We start from the raw sequence: 17,157 nt of genomic DNA on the forward strand, positions 1-17,157 counted from the left end.
GGCTTGGCGATGTCACCGGACTGCACCTCGTCGACCGTCTTGCGGCCCTCGACGGGGCCGAGGTCGAACAGGTACGGCGGGTTCGCCGTGGCCTCGGCGAACGCGGCCGCGGCCGGTTCCAGTACCGGCTGGACCGGCTCGAAGGCGTGGGACATACGGACTCCTCGAAATTCGCGTGCGCGCCGGTGTTCCCGGCGGGGCGGCCCTCACCGGGCGCGGAGATCCGCCGGGCCGTCCACGGTCACGCTAGAACCGTGAGGACAGCGGCCGTTGCACACCTGCGCACCGACTCTGACCTCACCGTGCACGGTGGGACGCGCGGTGCGCCGGCGGACAGCTTCCCGTGCGTCGGCCAGGAACCGGCCCGGGACGGTCCCGCACAGCGTGACCGGCGAACCGGCCGCGGCACGGTCCCCCCGTGCGCCTCGCGCCGGCGTCCCGTCCGGACCCGGCCGCGGCCCACCGCGCATCCCGTGCCGTACGCCCCGCAGGAGGAGGCCCGCGGACGGCACGGCCCGGGACGAGCCGCACACCGGTCTCAGGCGTCGACGAGCCGTGCGGACGACCGGGCCCGCGGCGTCGGGTCCTGGGCGCCGCGCCATTCCCGGGGGGCCATCCCGTAGGCGGCCCGGAACACCCGGCTGAAATGCGCGGCGCTGGTGAAACCCCATCGGTGCGCCACCGCGGCGATCGTGGCGTTCACGTGGAGCGCCAGGTCGCGTCGGCACTCCTCCAGGCGGCGGCGCTGGATCCACCGGCCGACCGTGGCGTCCTCGCTCTCGAACAGCTTGTGCAGATAGCGCAGCGATATGTGATGCGCTCGGGCGATGGCCTGCGGGGTCAGGTCCCCGTCCGCGAGGTGACGGTCGATGAACGCCTGGATCCGCAGCAGCAGTGCCCGGTTGCCCCCGGGCGTGTCCCCGGCCGGCCGCCCGAGGACCTCGTCGGCCATCACACCGAGCAGGTCCACGACATTGCGGGCCATCAGTTCACCGGTACGGGGCGGGTAGTTCCCGGCGCCGTCCACGAGCCCGGCCAGAAAGGGTGAGAGCAGGGCGCCGAGGGGTGTGCCGGGGCCGAGCGGACGAGCGGTGACACGCGTCATGTCGGACTCGCTCAGACCCAGGACGTCTCTCGGCAGGACGAGGGACTTGGTCCTGAAGGACTCGGGAAAAGTCAGCCGGAGGGGGCGCGCCATGTCGTAGACGAAGAGGTCGCCGGGGCCCAGGAGCGCTTCACGGCCGTCCTGTTCCAGGCGGGCGCCTCCTTTGTCCAGCAGTTTGACGACGACGTACTCGTCCTGGTCGTCCTGGCTGACGAGCCGGCGCGTGCGCAGGGCGGACAGGCGGTCGCCGTCCACGGTGACGGCCTGCAGCCGGCCGAGCGGCGTCGTACGGATCGTGCCGGAGCACACCTCGTCGGGGACGGTCGTGCTCACGGCTCCGAACGTCTCGGACAGGGCTCCGCGCCAGTACGCCCGCCTGTGGTGCGCGGGCAGTGCATCGGTGGTGTGGAAGCTGCCGGGGACGCTTCCGTCCCGGACGTACGGCGCCATGTGCTCCGCCCTTCGACTGGTGTGTGCCTTCCGCAGCACCCTGCCGGCCGGCCCGGGGACGGCACATCGCGTGAACCCGCTGGATCAGGGGCGGTTCAGTCGCCGGTCGCGATCCGCTGCGCGTGCCTGAGGGCTTCCTCCGGTGACTGCTCCCCCGCCAGCGCCGACTGGATGGCGGTGTATATCCCGGTCGCCGTCCTGGGCCACCTGACGCCGAGTTCGCCGGTACGAACGCGCGCCGTTTCCACGCTCTCGGCGAAGACGGCCATCACCGGGTCCCGCTCGGCGTACCGGGCGGCGACCGCGGGACGGGAGGGCACGGTGAAGTGCTGCTCGGCCAGGGTGAGCATGTTCGAGGAGTCGGTCAGGCAGGCGAGGACCCGGGCGGCCTTCTCCTGCCGGGCCCCGGAAGCACTCCGCGGGAGCGTCCACACCTCGCCGCCGAGGGGCGTGACCGGTCTCTGTCCCGCCCGGGGAACGGGCACGGGGGCCACCCCCCACCGCAGGTCCTCGTCCTCGTTCAGGGCGGGGATCCGCCAGGGGCCGTTGATCATCATGGCCGTCCTGCCGGCGGCGAACTGATCGTGGACGTCGGCCTGGGTCCAGTTCAGCACCGACTTCGACATGGATCCGTTCTTCACCAGGTCGACCCAGAGCCGGAGTGCCTGTGCGGCCTGCGGGGTGTCCAACTGCTTCTCGTGCCCGCCGTTGGACCACAGGAAGGGCAGGAACTGCCAGCTGCTCTCGAACGTGGCGCTCCCGTCGACCGCCATGCCGTAGCGTCCGGGACCGGTCAACCGGGCCGCCGCGTCCTTCAGTTCGGCCCAGGTCCTGGGTACGGCGACGCCGGCCTCGGCGAGCATGTCCTTGTTGTAGAAGAGGGCGACCGTGCTGACGTAGGGGGCCAGCCCGTACACCTCGCCCCGGTACGTGCCCGCCGACAGGATGCCCTCGGCGAAGCCGTCGGTGTCGATGCCGTACCGGTCCAGCGGAGTCAGCGCACCGGTCTGCGCGATCTGCTGCAGGTCGGCGTTGTCCAGCATCAGCAGGTCGGGAAGGGTCCGCGACGACGACTGCCGCAGGACCCTGGGGACGAGCGACGCCGGCGGAACGCTGGTGTGCTCGATCCTGACGCCGGCGGTCCTGCCGCACGCGGCGAGCATCTCGCCCCACTGGGCGTGCTCGGATCCGTCGGTGTAGTAGTCGAGCACCGTGAGGGAGGTGACGTCGCCGGCCCCGGCCCCGGTTCCGCCGGCACACCCGGTCAGGGCCAGTAGCAGCGCCACGCTTCTGGTCAGGTGGGCGGCGACGCGCCGCGCCGGCCGCCGGGCCGGTGGGATCATGCTGGTGCCTTTGCCGAGTGACGGTCCGCGGCCGGGGTCGGCGTCGCGAGGAACGGCGGACTCCGGGAGGCCGCGGAGTGGCCCGGACCGGCGGCCTCCGCCCGAACGCATCCTAGACGCCCCCGGCCGGCCCCTGGCGTGGGGTCGTCGGAGGGATCCACCTGCCCGAAGCGCCGCCGCGGGCGGTCGTCGCCACCGGGGTCACCGTCCCCGGCCGGCGGCTTCCCGGATCATCGCCGCCACGGCGTCGGGCTGCGACAGCACCACGGCGTGGGAGCCGTCCAGCACGTGCTCGGTCGCCGCCATGCGCTGCGCCATGAAGCGCTGAGCGGTGGGACTGAGGATCCGGTCGGCCGTCGCGATGGCGTACCACGACGGCTTCGAGGCCCATGCCGGCGGGCCCGACCTGCCGGTCAGGGCGCTGCAGGCGATCGGGCGCTGGGTCACCGCCAGCACCTCTGCGACACGGGGCGACAGGTCGGCGGCGTACACCTGCGGGAATCGTTCCCTTCGGATGTACAGCTCCCTGTCCGGGCCGCCGGGAACACGAGCGGGGAGAGCGGCGGTGAAGGTCGCGTCGGCCACCGCAGTCGGGGCGAAGCGGTTCACGACGTCCAGGACGCACTCACCCGCGTCGAGGCCCAACGCCGCGACGTAGCACAGCGCCACGACGTTGTCGGCGTCGGCGGCGGCCTGCGTGATGACCGAACCGCCGTAGTCGTGGCCGACCAGCACGACGGGGACGTCGAGGTCGCGCACCGCCCTCCTGACGCAGTCGGCGTCCTGCGCCAGGCCCCGCAGCGGGTTCGCCGGTGCGCGCGCGGTCAGTCCGGCGGCGTGAAGGCGACCGATGACCCCCGCCCACGACGAGGCGTCCGCGAACGCACCGTGCACGAGCACGACGGCCGGCGGTACGGGGCTGGATCCGTGCATGCCGGTGACCTCCGACCGGTGGGGGACGTCCCAGCCAAGCGTGTCCGGGTGCGGCGGGGCATCGCGTGAACGTACCAATCCCTCAGCCGTCGGGCAGGGACGCGACCAGGTTGGCGAGCTGGACCCGGGAGTTGACCGACAGCTTGCGGAAGACGGACGTCAGGTGGGTGTTGACCGTGTGCGGGGAGACCACGAGCAGGTCCGCGGCCGACCGGTTGGTGTGGCCCTGGGCGACGAGGCGCGCGATCTTCTTCTCCGAGGGCGTGAGCGCCCCCCATCCCTGCACGGGGCGCTGGACGGCCGCCGCCCCGCGGCCACCGGCCCCCGCGCCCTCCAGGACTCGCTGCACGCCCGCCGCTCCGGCGTGGGCGCCCGACCCGGCGAACGCGTCCCGGGCGTGCGTCAGCGCGGCCACTGCCTGCCGTTCCCGGCCCGCCGCCAGGAGCGCCCGCCCCAGATCCGCGTACGCGGCGGCCCTGACCAGCGGGCGAGGGCTCGCGCCGAGCAGTTCCACGGAGCGTTCGAGCACGGCCGGATCGTTCTTCACGAGCCCGAGGGCCTGCGCCGCGATGCCCGTGGCGGTCGGCACGGCGGGGTTGCGTCCGGCGTGGGCCCGGGCCTGTGCGGCCAGGTCCTCGGCGAGCCCGTGCTCCGCGCCGCGCAGGGCCGTGCGTATCGCGGAATCGACCCAGTCCCGCAGAAGCCGCCAGCGCATGAAGGGGCCCTCCTGCTGCACCTGCCGGATCCTGTCGACGGCGAGGCCGACGTCCCCGTCGGCCTCGGCGTGGACCGCTTCCAGGAAGCGCACCGCCGCCGTGTTGCCCGGGTTCGGTTTGGCCGCCAGCCGTTCCCGCGCCGCGACCAGGTGTTCCCGCGCCCCCTCCCGGTCGCCGCGCAGCAGGGCGATCCGGGAGCGGATCACACGGCCGTTCACCTGCTGGACCGACACCCGCACCTCGTCCTCCAGGCGCTCCATGGTCACGAAGTCGGCGTCGGCGTCGTCCAGCCGGCCGAGTCCCAGATCGTGCTGGCCCTGGGCCCACAGCAGCATCGCCTGACGCGTCGCGCCGGCGTCCGTCGCCCGCAGGAGCAGCCGTGCGCCGGACGCGAAGTCGTCCATGTGCAGGTGCGCGACGACCTGTTCGGGAAGGAAGGCGGAATCGATGGCGCCCAGTGCGGCGAAACGTTCCAGCGCGACCGCGTTCTCCCCCGCGTTCTGCGCGATCTCGCCGAGCCCGGACAGGGCCAGGACGTGCGCCTCCCGGTCACCGGTGGCGGCGGCGGCTCGCAGCGCGGTCTCACCGGCCTCGCGCGCCGCGACCAGATCGTGCTCCCGGGACATGGCCAGCGTGCGCAGACCGCACAGCCTCGCCCCGACCTCCGGGGCGGCGCCCCCCAGGGCGAGGGCGGCTTCGGTCCGGCGGCGCAACTCGCCGACCAGATCCATGGTCCACAGCGCCCCGCCCAGGGCCGCCTGCAGCCGGCCGAACACCTCCGACGGCGGCCGGCCGGCCAGCAGCCGGTCGCCCGTCGACAGGGCCTCCCGGTTCCTGCCGGCCCGCGTCAGGCAGGAGATCGCCTGCTCACCCACGGTGAACCACAGCGGACGTGCCGACGGCACGAGCTCCAGTGCGCGCGTCGCCAGGTCGGCCGCGAGGCCCGGTGCGACCGGCAGTACGTCGTCAGCCGCCCGCTGCAGCAGCACGACGGCCTCCTCGTCTCCGGGCAGGGCTCCCCTCAGGATGTGCGGCACCGCGTCGATCGGCTGGTGCCCCGCGGCGACAAGACCGCGAGCCGCCTCCCGGTGCAGGGCCTTGCGGGCCGACGGCGGGATGTCGACGTAGACCGCCTGGCGCAGCAGATCGTGCCGGAAGACCAGGTGATCACCGTCGTCGTCCAGGAGTCCGGCGCGCACGGCTTCCTCGAGCGCCGCGACCAGCTCCGCGACCGGCCGGCCGCAGAGCGCGGCGGCGGCGTGAAAACCGAACCTGCGTCCCAGGACCGCTCCCATCTGGAGGAAGCGCAGCGTGCCGGGCCGCAGGGACCTGAGTCTGCCGCGCACGCCCACCACGAGCCCCGGGGGCACGAGGTCGTCCGAGGCCCCCGCGGTCCGCAGTCCCGCGAGCATCTCGACAGCCAGGAACGGGTTCCCGCCCGCTCCGTCGAGCAGTTCCCGTACCCGTTCGTCGACGGCCGCCCCGAGTGCGTCACCGGCCAGTTGGGCGACGGCCGCGCCGGACAGGGGTCCCAAGGACACGGTGACCGCCGGGAGGCCGCCGGCCGCGGCGGCGACGATCTCCTCCGCCGGACCCGTGGGCTCCCGTCGGCTCGTCAGCATCCACAGCACCGGAGAGGTCCGCAGGCGCGCCGGAAGCTGCTGCAGGGCGAATCGGCTCAGCGGATCGGCCCACTGCACGTCGTCCAGGCCGACCAGCACCGGCACGCTGCCGGCTCTGGCCTCGATCACCTCCGCCAGGCGCTCCACCAGCCAGATCCGCTGATCGTGGTGGCGGGCCAGATCGGCGAAGGCGTCGCCGGACAGCAGGGGCCGATCACCGTGCAGGACGCAGGACGCCAACGACGAGAGCGGCACGAGGTGATGCAGCTCGTCGGCTCTGCCCACGCCGACCGAGAATCCCGCCGCCGCGGCCCTGGAGGCCGCCTCGGCGAGCAGGGTGGTCTTGCCGATGCCCGGTTCGCCCTGGACGAGGACCAGTGTGCCGCTCCCGGTGCGGGCCACGGAGGCGATCAGCGCCTCGAGCTCCCCGAGCTCGGCCTCCCGGCCGCGCAGGCCGCTACGGGACAGCAGACCGCCTGCTTGCGCCATTCACGACCCGTTCCGTCCGCACTCACCCGCCGGAGCACTCCTCCAGCCGGCCCGGCACCGCGCCCGGCCGTGGCGGACGGGATGACCGACGCCGTCGGCACGATCACCGCGCAGCGGCCGCGGGCGGACGACGTGCCGGTGGACATGTGCCCCTCAGCGCACTCTAACGGTTCCCCGCGCGCACCTGGACTCCGGCCGCCCGGGCCGGGAGGCCGGCGCACGGCGGCCTCGGACGCCGGACGACACGCCGTTCGGCCGGATCCGGCAGGACCGCCCGCCCCTCCCGTTCCACCCCGCCCTCGGGACCGACGGGTTCCCGACCGCCCCGGGGACGGACGGGACGTCTTCCGGATCCGTAGCGGCCGACGCGGCGTCGGACCCCGGTCAGCGGACGGTGGCCCGGACGGCCTCCTCGATCAGCTCGACGACCCGCTCCGGGTGGGCGAGCATCACCAGGTGCGAGGAGTCGACCTCGGCGACGGCCATGCCGGCCCGCCGGTATCCGTAGCGCTGCGCCTCGGGGTCGACGGCGCGGTCGGCCGTGGCGACCAGCCCCCAGGACGCCTTGGTCCTCCACGCGGCCGCCGGCGCCTGCTCCGCGCAGGCCCGCGCGGCCAACGGGCGCTGGGAGACGGCGAGGACGGCTGCGACGCGCGGGTCGACGTCGGCGGCCAGGACGGACGGGAACCTGTCGATCCCGACCGACAGGTCGGCGCCCGCAGCGACGGAGTCCCCGTCCGGGAACGGCGTGCGCACGAGCGCGGTGGCGAGGTCGGAGTCCGGGAAGCCGCCCTGCAGCTCCCCCACGCTCTCGCCCTCGTCCAAGGCGTAGCCGGCCACGAAGACCAGCGCCCGGACGTTGTCCTCCACACCCGCCACCGTGATCACGGCACCGCCGTAGGAGTGTCCGACCAGGACGACCGGGCCGTCCACCTCACGGACGATCGAGGCGACGTAGGCGGAGTCGCCGAGCAGACCGCGGTGGGGGACCGCCGGTGCCACCACGTCCAGACCACGGGCGATCAGTGCGGGGATGACACGGGCGAAGCCGGACGCGTCGGCGAAGGCGCCGTGGACCAGCACGACGGTCGGGTTGTCGGTACGGGGCAAGGACGGCTCCCTGTCTGTCCCGGCGCCCGGCCGATGCGGGCCGGGAGGCCGGCCGGGGCCCACCGCCCGCGGGCTCGACCAGCACCCTAGGGGCGTCCCGCGAAACCGCCTTGTCCGTCGGCGCACCACCTGTGCCCGCTCCGCGCCCGGGAGGGGCGCGGAGCGGGGGACGTCCGGGGACCTCGCGCAGCGGCGCGCCGGGACAGGTCCTCCCCCCGGCGCTCCCGGCCGGCGCCGAGGAGCGCTCGTCGCCACGGCACGGGCATGGGCGACAATCGGGGGCGTGTCGGAGTACACCTCGATCACCGCGCTCGACGCGCTCCTGGCCGATCTGCGGGTCGGTGAGGCGCGGCGGCGCCAGCTCGCCATGGTCCGCGGGGAGTTGGAGCGGGCGCTGGCTCGGGGCGGGCTGCCGGTGGGCGCCCGGCGCAGCCTGCGGCGGCTGCTGGAGGGAGAGGCCCTGACGCCGTATCTGCGGCTGGCGGAGTCCGGCGCGCTGCGCTCCCGGCAGGTGGCCGGCGGTTGCCCGCCCACCTCGCAGGCCACCAACGAGGCCCGGTCGCAGTGCCTGGACCTGCTGCGCAAGGCGTACGGGCTGCCTCCGCTGCGGCGGGGCGCCGGCGGCCGGGTGCCGCTGCGGCCCACCCCCGACCACGGCACGCTGAGGGCCCTGCGCCGCCGCCTGGACGAGCACCTCGGCACCGCCATGTCACCGGGGCTGACCCGGCTCACCGCCGTGCTCGCCCTGGTCCTGGACGCGGCCCCGCGCGCCGGGGAACTGACCTCGCTGCGCCTGTCCCACCTCGCCGACGGCAACCGGGCGGTGTACGTGGAGCGGCGCCCACAGCGCGGCGCGGCCGGGACGGACAGCGCCTGGTTCCCGCTCTCCCCCGTCGGCCGGGCCGCGCTGGAGCGCTGGCTCGCGGTGCGCCGGCACCTGGTCGAACGCGCCCACGGCACCAGCCGGCTGTGGGTGAGCCTGTCCGTCAACCACGCCGGCACCCCGCCCGAGGACGGCCCGCCCGTACTGCGCCCGCCCGGCATGCCCCTGGAGGAGAAGGGCCTGCTCCTCAGCTACCGCGCCGGCCGGGCCCGGTACGACCTGGTCGCGCTGCTGCCGCCCAAGCTGGAGCAGCTCCGCCGTGCCGTCCTCGACCAGACCCCGCCCCTCCCCCTGGACGACGCCCCGACCGCGCCCGCCGGATAGGCCTCCTCCTGCTGCTGCCGTTCCGGCCGGGTGATCGTGACCAGGGCGGGCCGAAGGGCCTGTTATTGGGAACAGCGGGGACATGCCGAGGGGCCTGTTATCACGCGGCGCGCCGTGAGGATTCCGGACGCGCCGCGCCGAGCCCCTCCGGACGGGGCAAGGGTTCCGCCGCTCAGCGGCCGGGGTGCGACGGGCTCGCCCCTCTGTCCGGCGGGCCGCGTACGGCCCGCCGGACAGAGGGGCGAAGGGTGCGGGACCGCCCGGCGGCTCAGGTGACGCCGATGGCACCGGTGACGACGGCGAAGACGACGTACGCGGCCGAGACCAGGACGCCCCAGCGCAGGGCGTGCTTCTGGAAGTCGCCGAGTTCGGCCTTGACGAGGCCGAGGAGGACCCACAGGGGCGCGCTGGTCGGACCCATCATGTGCAGGATCTGGCCGATGGCGCCCGCGCGGGCGATCTCGTTGGCGTCGATGCCGTAGTGGGCGGCGGACTCGGCCAGGACCGGGACCACGCCGAACCAGTAGCCGTCATTGGACATGAAGAACCCGAGCGGCAGGGCGAGGAGCGCGGTGAACAGCGGGATGGCGCTGCCCCAGCCGTCGGGGACGATCGAGAGGGCGGCGTCCGCCATGGCCTTGATCATTCCGGAGTCGGTCATGATGCCCGTGAAGACGCCGGCGGCCAGGACGAGGATCATCACGGGGACGGCGTTGGCGGCCTGGCGCTTGATCAGCTCCTGCTGGTCGCCGATGGCGCGGATGTTGACCAGCAGCGCGAGGACGAAGGCGACCATGAACAGCACCAGGAGGTCGGCGACCTCGAGGACGAGCAGCACCATCAGCAGCAGGGTGAGGGCGGCGTTGAACCACATCCGCCAGTCCGCCTCGACCGGCTCGAAGGCTTCGCCGGAGGCGATCTCCAGCTTGTAGGCGGCGAGCTTCTCGGCGTCGATCTTGTGGCGTTCGCGCAGGCCGAGCCAGTAGGCGACGGCGATGATGGCCAGGCTGGTGAGGGCCATGGGGCCGATCATGTGGACGAAGTACTCGGTGGCGCTCAGGTGCAGCACGCTGATGCCGCGGGTGGCGGCGCCGCCCCAGGGGGTGGTGCCGGAGATGGTGCCCAGCGCCATCGCGGAGAGGGTGGCGAGGATGAGGGGGTTCATGCCCAGGCGCCGGTAGATCGGCAGGAACGCGGAGCAGACGATCATGTAGCTGGTGGTGCCGTCGCCGTCCAGGGCGACGCACAGGGCGAGAACGGCGGTGCCGACGACGATGCGGACCGGGTCGCCCTTGGAGGCGCGGACGATGGCCTGGCAGACCGGCTCGAAGAGTCTGGCCTCCATCATCAGGCCGAAGTAGAGGACGGCGAACAGCAGCAGGGCCGCGGTGGGCGCGACGGTTTCCAGGCCGTTCATGATCATGTCGCCGAGCCCGGTGCCCTTGCCCGCTATGAGGGCCGCGGCGATGGGCGTGAGCATGATGGCGGTGAACGCGGAGAGGTGCTTCCGCATCACGAGCAGCATGAAGCTGCCCAGGGTGGCGAAGCCGAGGACGGCGAGCATCGTTGCTCCTTGGTGCAGGACGGGGGGCCGCCGGTCGGCCGGCGGCGCGGGACGGCGCGCGGGTCAGTGCGTGTCGGGTCGGGGGACGACCGGCAGCGCACGCGATGCCGTACTCGGCTCATGCGTCGGGTCGGTCATGGTACGTGCGGCTCCTGTAGAGGGCGTTCCGGGGCGCACGGTCGCGGCGGGCATCGGCCCGGTGGGGAGGTCGGGGGTGCGCCTGGCATGGCTGGGCGTCCGGCGGCGGGCGGCTGGTGCGGGGAAGGGCGGGCGGCTCGCCGGGCTTCCGGACAACCGGTTTACCGGATTGCCGGTAGGTAACTAGAATCCGGCCATCACGTCAATACCGAAGTGAGGAATTCGATGGCCGAACTCGCCAGGATCACGGTCGAGCCGCGGGAACCGCTGGCCGCCGAGGTCTCCCGCCGACTGATCGACTACCTGATGTCCGGCGAGGTGCAGCCCGGTGACCGGATCCCGTCGGAGCGGCAGCTGACCGAGATGCTCGGGGTGAACCGGCCCACCGTGCGCGAGGCGATCAAGTCGCTCGGCTTCCTCGGCCTGCTGGAGATCCGGCAGTCCAGCGGGACGTACTTCCGGGGCGCCGACTCCGACGTGCTCTACCGGCTGTTCGAGCTGGGCCTGGTCCTGGGGGAACGGGGCGCCCGGGACATGGTGCAGGCCCGCGCGGAGCTGGAGGTGGTCGTCGCCGGCCTGGCCGCGCAGGCGCGCGACGAGGCCGGAGTGGAGCTGCTGCGGACGCGGCTGGCGGCGATGCGCCAGTGCCCGGACGAGGAGTTCCCCGAGGCGGACACCGCCTTCCACGCGGCCCTCGGCGAACTGGCCGGCAACACGGTGCTGCGGGACATGCTCAAGGGCATGCGCGCGATGATCCAGCGGGGCTGGGTGGAGCGCACCGGCGCCGTGCGCTCCCGCGAGGTGGCCTACGCCGACCACGTGCCGATCTTCGAAGCGGTCGCCGAGGGGGACGCGGAGGCCGCCCGCACGGCGATGGCCCGGCACATGGAAGGCGCCTCCCGCCGCCTGCGGGAAGCCCTCGACCAGCGCGAGGAGTAGGGGCCGCCGCGGAGCGCCGGACGGTCCCCGGCGCCCCGCGGCACCGCACGACCCGAACCGGTTGACCGGTTGACCGGTTGGGCCTACAGTGGCGGCGCGGCACCGCTGCGAAACGCTGCCGTCCCCCATCTCGGGCTGTCCTGCCGGCACGGTCGTGACCCGTCGGCCCGGAGCAAGCCCGCGGTCGGGACCCTTGCCGGTCCCCGCCTACCGGAAGAGGAAGAACCCGGTGATCGAACCCCATCCCCTCGTCGCCATGATCCATGCCGTGCCGACCGGAGCCCGTATCGCCCAGGAAGCGTTCGCGCGGGAGTTTCCCCGGGCCACGGTCTGGAACGTGCTGGACGACCGCCTGCTGGACGACGCCCGCGCGGCCGGCGGGCTCACCGACGCGCTGCGCCGGCGCATGCTCCGCCTGATCGGGCACGTGCTGGACGGCGGCGCCCAGGGCCTGCTGCTGACCTGCTCCTCCTATGGGGAGGTGGTGGACACCGCCCGCGCCCTGTGGGACGTGCCCGTGCTGAAGTCCGACGAGGCGATGTTCAAGGCCGCCCTGGCCGGTCCGTACCGGCGCATCGCCGTCGTCGCCTCCACCCCGCCCGCCGTCCCGGCCGCCGTCGCCCAGTGCGAAGCGCTCGTACCGGCGGTGCGGCCGGACCGTCCGGTGGACATCGTGACCGCCCTGAGCGAGGAGGCGGCCGTCGCGGGCGACGCCGGGGCGGTGGCCCGTCACCTGGCCGGCGCCCTGCACGCCGCCGGGGGCTCCGACGCCGACGTGGTGCTGCTGGCGCAGTACTCGCTGACCCCGGCGCGCGAGGCGCTGGCCGCCCTGGTGGGCGTGCCCGTACTGGACGGGGCGGGCGCCGCCGCCCGTGAACTGCGCGGCCTGCTCGTCGACGGCGGTCAGGGGCGTACGGCCCCTGCCGCGGCGGCCGCGCCGTGACGGCGCGGCCGCCCTGGCCCCTGGCCTACACCGTCTCCGGTGACGACTGCACCGCGCCCGTGCCGCTCGGCTTCGCCGCGCCCCTCGCCGAGGCCGTCCGCCACCTGGCCGAACTCGGTTACGACGGTGTGGAGGTACAGGTCCGTCAGGCCGGAGCCCACGGCGCCGAGGCCCTGGCGGGGACCGTCGAGGCCGCCGGCTTGAGAGTCCTGGGCATCGGCACCGGACCGGTCGCGGCCCAGGACCGGCTGACGCTGACCGACCCGTCACCGGACGTACGCCGTCACGCCCTGGACCGGCTGCTGGGCGCGGCCCGCCTCGCCGGCGAGCTCGGCGTGCCGGTCACCCTGGGCCAGACGCGCGGCACCTTCCTGCCCGGGCTGGAGGACATCCAGCGCATCTGGGCCGAACGCGCCGTGCGGCAGCTGGCCGAGGAGGCGGCCGACCGGGGCAGCCGCCTGCTGCTGGAACCCCAGTCGCGCGCCCGGACCTCGCTGTGGCACACCCCGGCCGAGGCCCGCGCCTTCGTCGACTCGCTCGACGCTCCGGCCGGGCTGGTGCTGGACACCCACCACCTCGAGGCCGAAGGCCTCGACGCCGTCCGGGCGGTCACGGATCACGCCCGTGTCACCGGCTGCCTCCAGCTCGCCGCGCCCGCCACCCGCGGTCCCCTGACCACCGGTGACCCCCGGCTGACCGCCCTGTCCACCGCGCTGCGCGCGGGCGGCTTCACCGGTTGGCTGACGCTGGAGCACTCCCAGGACGGCGACAGCACCAAGGCCGCCGCCCGCTCCTGGACCGCACTCACCGACGCCGCGTCCGCACCGTCCTGACCCACCTCCCCCACCCCCTGTTCTGAGAGGAACCCGCACCATGAGCACCACGACCTACCGTCTCGGCGTCCTCGAGGGCGACGGCATCGGCCCCGAGATCGTCCCGTCCTCCGTGGAGATCGCCACCGCCGCCGCCCGGGCCGCCGGCGTCTCGGTCGACTGGGTGACCCTGCCGCTCGGCGCCGCCGCGATCGACTCCCACGGCACCCCGGTCCCCGAGGAGACCAAGGACGCCCTCGCGGGGCTGGACGGCTGGTACCTCGGCCCGCACGACTCCGTCAGCTACCCCGAGCCGCACAAGTCCGCGCTCAACCCCTCGGGCACCCTGCGCAAGCACTTCCAGCTGTTCGCCAACATCCGCCCCGCCAAGTCCTTCCCCGGCGCCCGGGCCGTCTGCGGCAACGCCGACCTGGTCATCGTCCGCGAGAACACCGAGGGCTTCTACGCCGACCGCAACACCTTCGCCGGCACCGGCGAGTTCATGCCCACCCCCGACACCGCGATCATGCTGGGCATCATCACCCGCGAGGCCACCGAGCGCGTCGCCCGCGTCGCCTTCGACCTGGCCCGCTCCCGCCGCAAGAAGCTCACCATCGTCCACAAGGCCAACGTCCTCAAGCTCACCACCGGCCTGTTCCGCACCGTGTGCCAGGAAGTCGCGAAGGACTACCCGGACGTGGCGGTGGACGACTTCCACATCGACGCCATGACCGTCCACCTGGTGCGCCGCGCCCAGGACTTCGACGTCATCGTCACCGAGAACATGTTCGGCGACATCCTCTCCGACCTGGCCGGCGAGATCTCCGGCTCGCTGGGCACCGCCCCCTCCATCAACGCCTCCGCCACCACCGCCATGGCCCAGGCCTCGCACGGCTCCGCCCCCGACATCGCCGGGCAGAACATCGCCAACCCGGTCGCCATGATCCTCTCCGGCGCGATGCTGTTCGAGTGGCTCGCCGCCCGGCACGGCGACGAGAAGCTCGCCACCGTCGCCGAGGTCATCGAGAAGGGCGTGGCCGACGCGATCGCCGCCGGCACCTCCACCCGCGACCTCGGCGGCTCCGCCTCCACCACCGAGTTCACCGCCGCCGTCATCGAGGCCATCGGCGCCGGCCAGAACTAGTCCGGCTCCGGGGCGGGCCCCTCCGACCGCCCGCCCCGGCCCCCTTGCTCCGCTGCTCCGCCCGCACGCCCGAGGAGAGACCCCCGACCATGACCCTGCGCATCGGCTGCACAGCCGACGACTTCACCGGCGGCACCGACGTCGCCGCCGCCTTCCGGCGCGCCGGCCTGCGCACCGCCCTGGTCTTCGGCACCCCGGACGACACCACCGTGCTCCCCGCCGACTGCGACGCCGCCGTGGTCGCCCTCAAGTCCCGCTCCACGCCCGCCGACGAGGCCGTCGCCGACTCCCTGGCCGCCCAGCGCTGGCTGTGGGCCAAGGGCGCGGCACAGATCTACTTCAAGTACTGCTCCACCTTCGACTCCACCCCGCGGGGCAACATCGGCCCGGTCACCGACGCCCTCCTGGACGCCGCGGGCGCCGCCGTCACCCTGCACTGCCCGGCCTCCCCGCCCAACGGCCGCACCGTCTACCAGGGGCACCTGTTCGTCCACGACCAGCTGCTGTCCGACTCCCCGCTGCGCCACCACCCGCTCAACCCCATGACGGACTCCGCCCTGGTGCGTCTGCTGTCCGCACAGACCCGCCACCGGGTGGCGTCGATCGACTGGACCACCGTGCGCCGCGGCGTCGAGGCCGTCCGTGACGCCCTCGTGGCCCACCAGCAGGCCGGCGTCCGGCACGTCGTCGCCGACGCCCTCACCGACGACGACCTCGCCGTCCTGGGGGCCGCCGCCCTCGAACTGCCCGTCGTCGCCGGGGCCGCGGGCCTGGCCGAAGGACTCGGACACGCCTACCCGGCCGCCGGTCCGTCCACCGCCGAACCGCTGCCCCGCGAAGGCCGCGCCGCCGTCCTGGCCGGCAGCTGCTCCGCCCGCACCCTGGAGCAGATCGCCCAGTTCTACGCCGCCGGTCTGCCCTCCCTCCACCTCGACGTCCTGGCCGCCGCCAGCGGCCGCGACGTCACCGGCGAGGCACTGGCCTGGTACGACGAGCAGGACCCCGCCCTGCCCGTCCTGATCTACGCCTCCGCCTCCCCGGAGGAACTCGCCGCCGTTCAGGCGCAGTTGGGCGTCGCCGAGGCCGCCGCGCACGTCGAGGAACTGCTCGGCGCCCTCGCCTCCCACCTCGTCGGGCGGGGGGTGCGCCGCCTGCTCGTCGCGGGCGGGGAGACCTCCGGCGCCGTCACCACCGCCCTCGGCGTCCGGGCCGTCCTGGTCGGCGAGGAAGCAGACCCCGGCGTGCCGTGGACCCACGCCACCACCGAGTCCGGCGACCTCGCCCTCATGCTCAAGTCCGGCAACTTCGGCGCCCCCGACCTGTTCACCCGCGCACTCATCGGCCCGGCCGAGGAGGTCGAGTGACCGCCTACACCGACGAGTCGGCCGCCCGCGCCCTCATCGTGCGCACCGCCCGCTCCCTGTTCGCCCGCGGCCTGACCCACGGCTCCACCGGCAACCTCTCCGTCCGCCTGGCCGACGGCAGCCTCCTGCTCACCCCCACCGGCTCCAGCCTGGGCACCGTCGAAGAGAGCGAGCTGTCCCGCACCGGCCTGGACGGCAGGCGTCTCGACGGCCCCCGGCCCACCAAGGAGGCGTTCCTGCACGCCGCCTTCTACCGGGCCCGGCCCACCGCCCACGCGGTCGTGCACCTGCACTCCCCCCACGCCGCCGCCGTCTCCTGTCTGGACGGCGTGGACCCGGCCGACGCCCTTCCCCCGCTCACCGCGTACTACGCCATGCGCGTCGGCACCCTCCCCCTCCTCCCCTACCACGCCCCCGGCGACAGCACGCTGGAACCGCTCGCCGAGGAGACCGCCCGCACCCACCACGCCGTGCTGCTCGCCAACCACGGACCCGTCGTCGCCGGCGCGTCCCTGGAACAGGCCGCCGACGCGATCGAGGAGCTGGAGGAGACCGCCCGGCTCCACCTCCTGCTGCGGGGACACGCGACCCGTCCCCTCACCCCCGAACAGGCTGCCGCGCTCGCCCCCACATCCCCCTGACGGCCGGATGAGCCGCGAGCGCGGCGGTCTCCCCCAGCGAAGAAGGAGCCCCATGACCGTCACCCCCGTCCCCACCGCCGACCTCGTCGACCGATACGGCACCGCACTGCGCGTCTGCGACCTGCAGTTCCGCCGGTTCGGCGCCCACCGCGGCTTCGCCGGCCCGGTGCGCACCGTCTCCTGCCACGAGGACAACGGCCTCCTGCGCGACCTGCTGCGCACCCCCGGCGACGGCCACGTGCTCGTCGTCGACGGGGGCGGCTCACTGCGCACCGCCCTGGTCGGCGACCTCATCGCGGGCGCCGCCCAGGACAACGGCTGGGCCGGCCTCGTCCTGCACGGCGCCGTCCGCGACAGCGCCGCCCTCGCCGGCCTCCGGCTCGGCATCAAGGCCCTCGGCACCGTCCCCCGCAAGAGCGCCAAGGACGGCGCCGGAGCCGTCGACGTCCCCGTCGTCTTCGGCGGCGTCACCTTCCGCCCCGGCGACCTCCTGCACGCCGATGACGACGGCATCGTCCTCCTCCCCGAGAACCCCTGACCACACGGCGCGGGGGAGCCCCGTACACAAGGATTGGGTAGCCAGTGCTTCTGAAAACCTTCGGCTGGTCGTTCGCGGTCACCGCGCTCGGTCTTGTCG

General features: G+C 74.2%; 14 protein-coding genes and 1 pseudogene. 8 read left to right on the forward strand and 7 right to left on the reverse strand.

Features of this window, described 5'->3' with window-relative positions; all coding sequences use genetic code 11:
- From ACH4F6_RS39860 to ACH4F6_RS39885, 6 genes and pseudogenes are all read right to left on the reverse strand, one after another.
- Window positions 1-155: pseudogene (locus ACH4F6_RS39860) on the reverse strand (esterase); the annotation flags it as partial.
- A gap of 383 nt (window positions 156-538) precedes the next feature.
- Window positions 539-1,555: a helix-turn-helix domain-containing protein gene (locus ACH4F6_RS39865; RefSeq protein WP_397965575.1), complete on the reverse strand. Its 1,017-nt coding sequence runs from the start codon at window positions 1,553-1,555 to the stop codon at window positions 539-541.
- 95 nt (window positions 1,556-1,650) lie between these two features.
- A complete protein-coding gene (locus tag ACH4F6_RS39870) occupies window positions 1,651-2,898 on the reverse strand; it encodes an extracellular solute-binding protein (RefSeq protein ID WP_397965577.1) in 1,248 nt (415 codons plus the stop codon).
- A gap of 201 nt (window positions 2,899-3,099) precedes the next feature.
- Window positions 3,100-3,831 carry an alpha/beta fold hydrolase gene (locus ACH4F6_RS39875; protein ID WP_397965578.1) on the reverse strand — a complete coding sequence of 244 codons (732 nt, stop codon included), beginning with the start codon at window positions 3,829-3,831 and terminating at the stop codon, window positions 3,100-3,102.
- 82 nt (window positions 3,832-3,913) lie between these two features.
- Window positions 3,914-6,658: an AAA family ATPase gene (locus tag ACH4F6_RS39880; RefSeq protein WP_397965579.1), complete on the reverse strand. Its 2,745-nt coding sequence runs from the start codon at window positions 6,656-6,658 to the stop codon at window positions 3,914-3,916.
- A 384-nt stretch (window positions 6,659-7,042) separates the two neighbouring features.
- Window positions 7,043-7,768 (reverse strand): alpha/beta fold hydrolase, encoded by a 726-nt coding sequence (locus ACH4F6_RS39885; RefSeq protein ID WP_397965581.1) that lies wholly within the window; start codon window positions 7,766-7,768, stop codon window positions 7,043-7,045.
- Window positions 7,769-8,051: 283 nt separating this feature from the next.
- On the opposite strand from ACH4F6_RS39885, the gene ACH4F6_RS39890 reads away from it, so the two are divergent.
- Window positions 8,052-8,975 (forward strand): hypothetical protein, encoded by a 924-nt coding sequence (locus ACH4F6_RS39890; RefSeq protein ID WP_397965582.1) that lies wholly within the window; start codon window positions 8,052-8,054, stop codon window positions 8,973-8,975.
- Window positions 8,976-9,243: 268 nt separating this feature from the next.
- On the opposite strand, the gene ACH4F6_RS39895 is transcribed toward ACH4F6_RS39890, so the two are convergent.
- Window positions 9,244-10,539, reverse strand: a complete 1,296-nt coding sequence (locus ACH4F6_RS39895) for a CitMHS family transporter (RefSeq protein ID WP_397965583.1) — start codon at window positions 10,537-10,539, stop codon at window positions 9,244-9,246.
- A gap of 363 nt (window positions 10,540-10,902) precedes the next feature.
- On the opposite strand from ACH4F6_RS39895, the gene ACH4F6_RS39900 reads away from it, so the two are divergent.
- The 7 genes from ACH4F6_RS39900 (at window position 10,903) to rraA (ending at window position 17,058) form a co-directional block, all read left to right on the forward strand.
- Window positions 10,903-11,616 (forward strand): FadR/GntR family transcriptional regulator, encoded by a 714-nt coding sequence (locus tag ACH4F6_RS39900; protein ID WP_397965585.1) that lies wholly within the window; start codon window positions 10,903-10,905, stop codon window positions 11,614-11,616.
- A 229-nt stretch (window positions 11,617-11,845) separates the two neighbouring features.
- Window positions 11,846-12,559, forward strand: a complete 714-nt coding sequence (locus ACH4F6_RS39905) for an aspartate/glutamate racemase family protein (RefSeq protein ID WP_397965587.1) — start codon at window positions 11,846-11,848, stop codon at window positions 12,557-12,559.
- Complete coding sequence (locus ACH4F6_RS39910; RefSeq protein WP_397965588.1) at window positions 12,556-13,392, forward strand: sugar phosphate isomerase/epimerase family protein; 837 nt, start codon at window positions 12,556-12,558, stop codon at window positions 13,390-13,392. Before ACH4F6_RS39905 ends, ACH4F6_RS39910 begins: the two co-directional genes overlap by 4 nt.
- 40 nt (window positions 13,393-13,432) lie before the next feature.
- Complete coding sequence (locus tag ACH4F6_RS39915; protein ID WP_397965589.1) at window positions 13,433-14,515, forward strand: isocitrate/isopropylmalate dehydrogenase family protein; 1,083 nt, start codon at window positions 13,433-13,435, stop codon at window positions 14,513-14,515.
- A gap of 89 nt (window positions 14,516-14,604) precedes the next feature.
- On the forward strand, window positions 14,605-15,879 hold the full coding sequence (otnK, locus tag ACH4F6_RS39920) for a 3-oxo-tetronate kinase (RefSeq protein ID WP_397965590.1): 1,275 nt from the start codon (window positions 14,605-14,607) through the stop codon (window positions 15,877-15,879).
- Window positions 15,876-16,520 (forward strand): 3-oxo-tetronate 4-phosphate decarboxylase, encoded by a 645-nt coding sequence (otnC, locus tag ACH4F6_RS39925; RefSeq protein WP_397965592.1) that lies wholly within the window; start codon window positions 15,876-15,878, stop codon window positions 16,518-16,520. Before otnK ends, otnC begins: the two co-directional genes overlap by 4 nt.
- A gap of 52 nt (window positions 16,521-16,572) precedes the next feature.
- Window positions 16,573-17,058: a ribonuclease E activity regulator RraA gene (gene rraA, locus ACH4F6_RS39930; RefSeq protein WP_397965593.1), complete on the forward strand. Its 486-nt coding sequence runs from the start codon at window positions 16,573-16,575 to the stop codon at window positions 17,056-17,058.
- Window positions 17,059-17,157: the final 99 nt, after the last annotated feature.

This window comes from Streptomyces sp. NPDC017936 (assembly GCF_044328485.1).
In the GTDB taxonomy this organism is placed as follows: Bacteria; Actinomycetota; Actinomycetes; order Streptomycetales; family Streptomycetaceae; genus Streptomyces.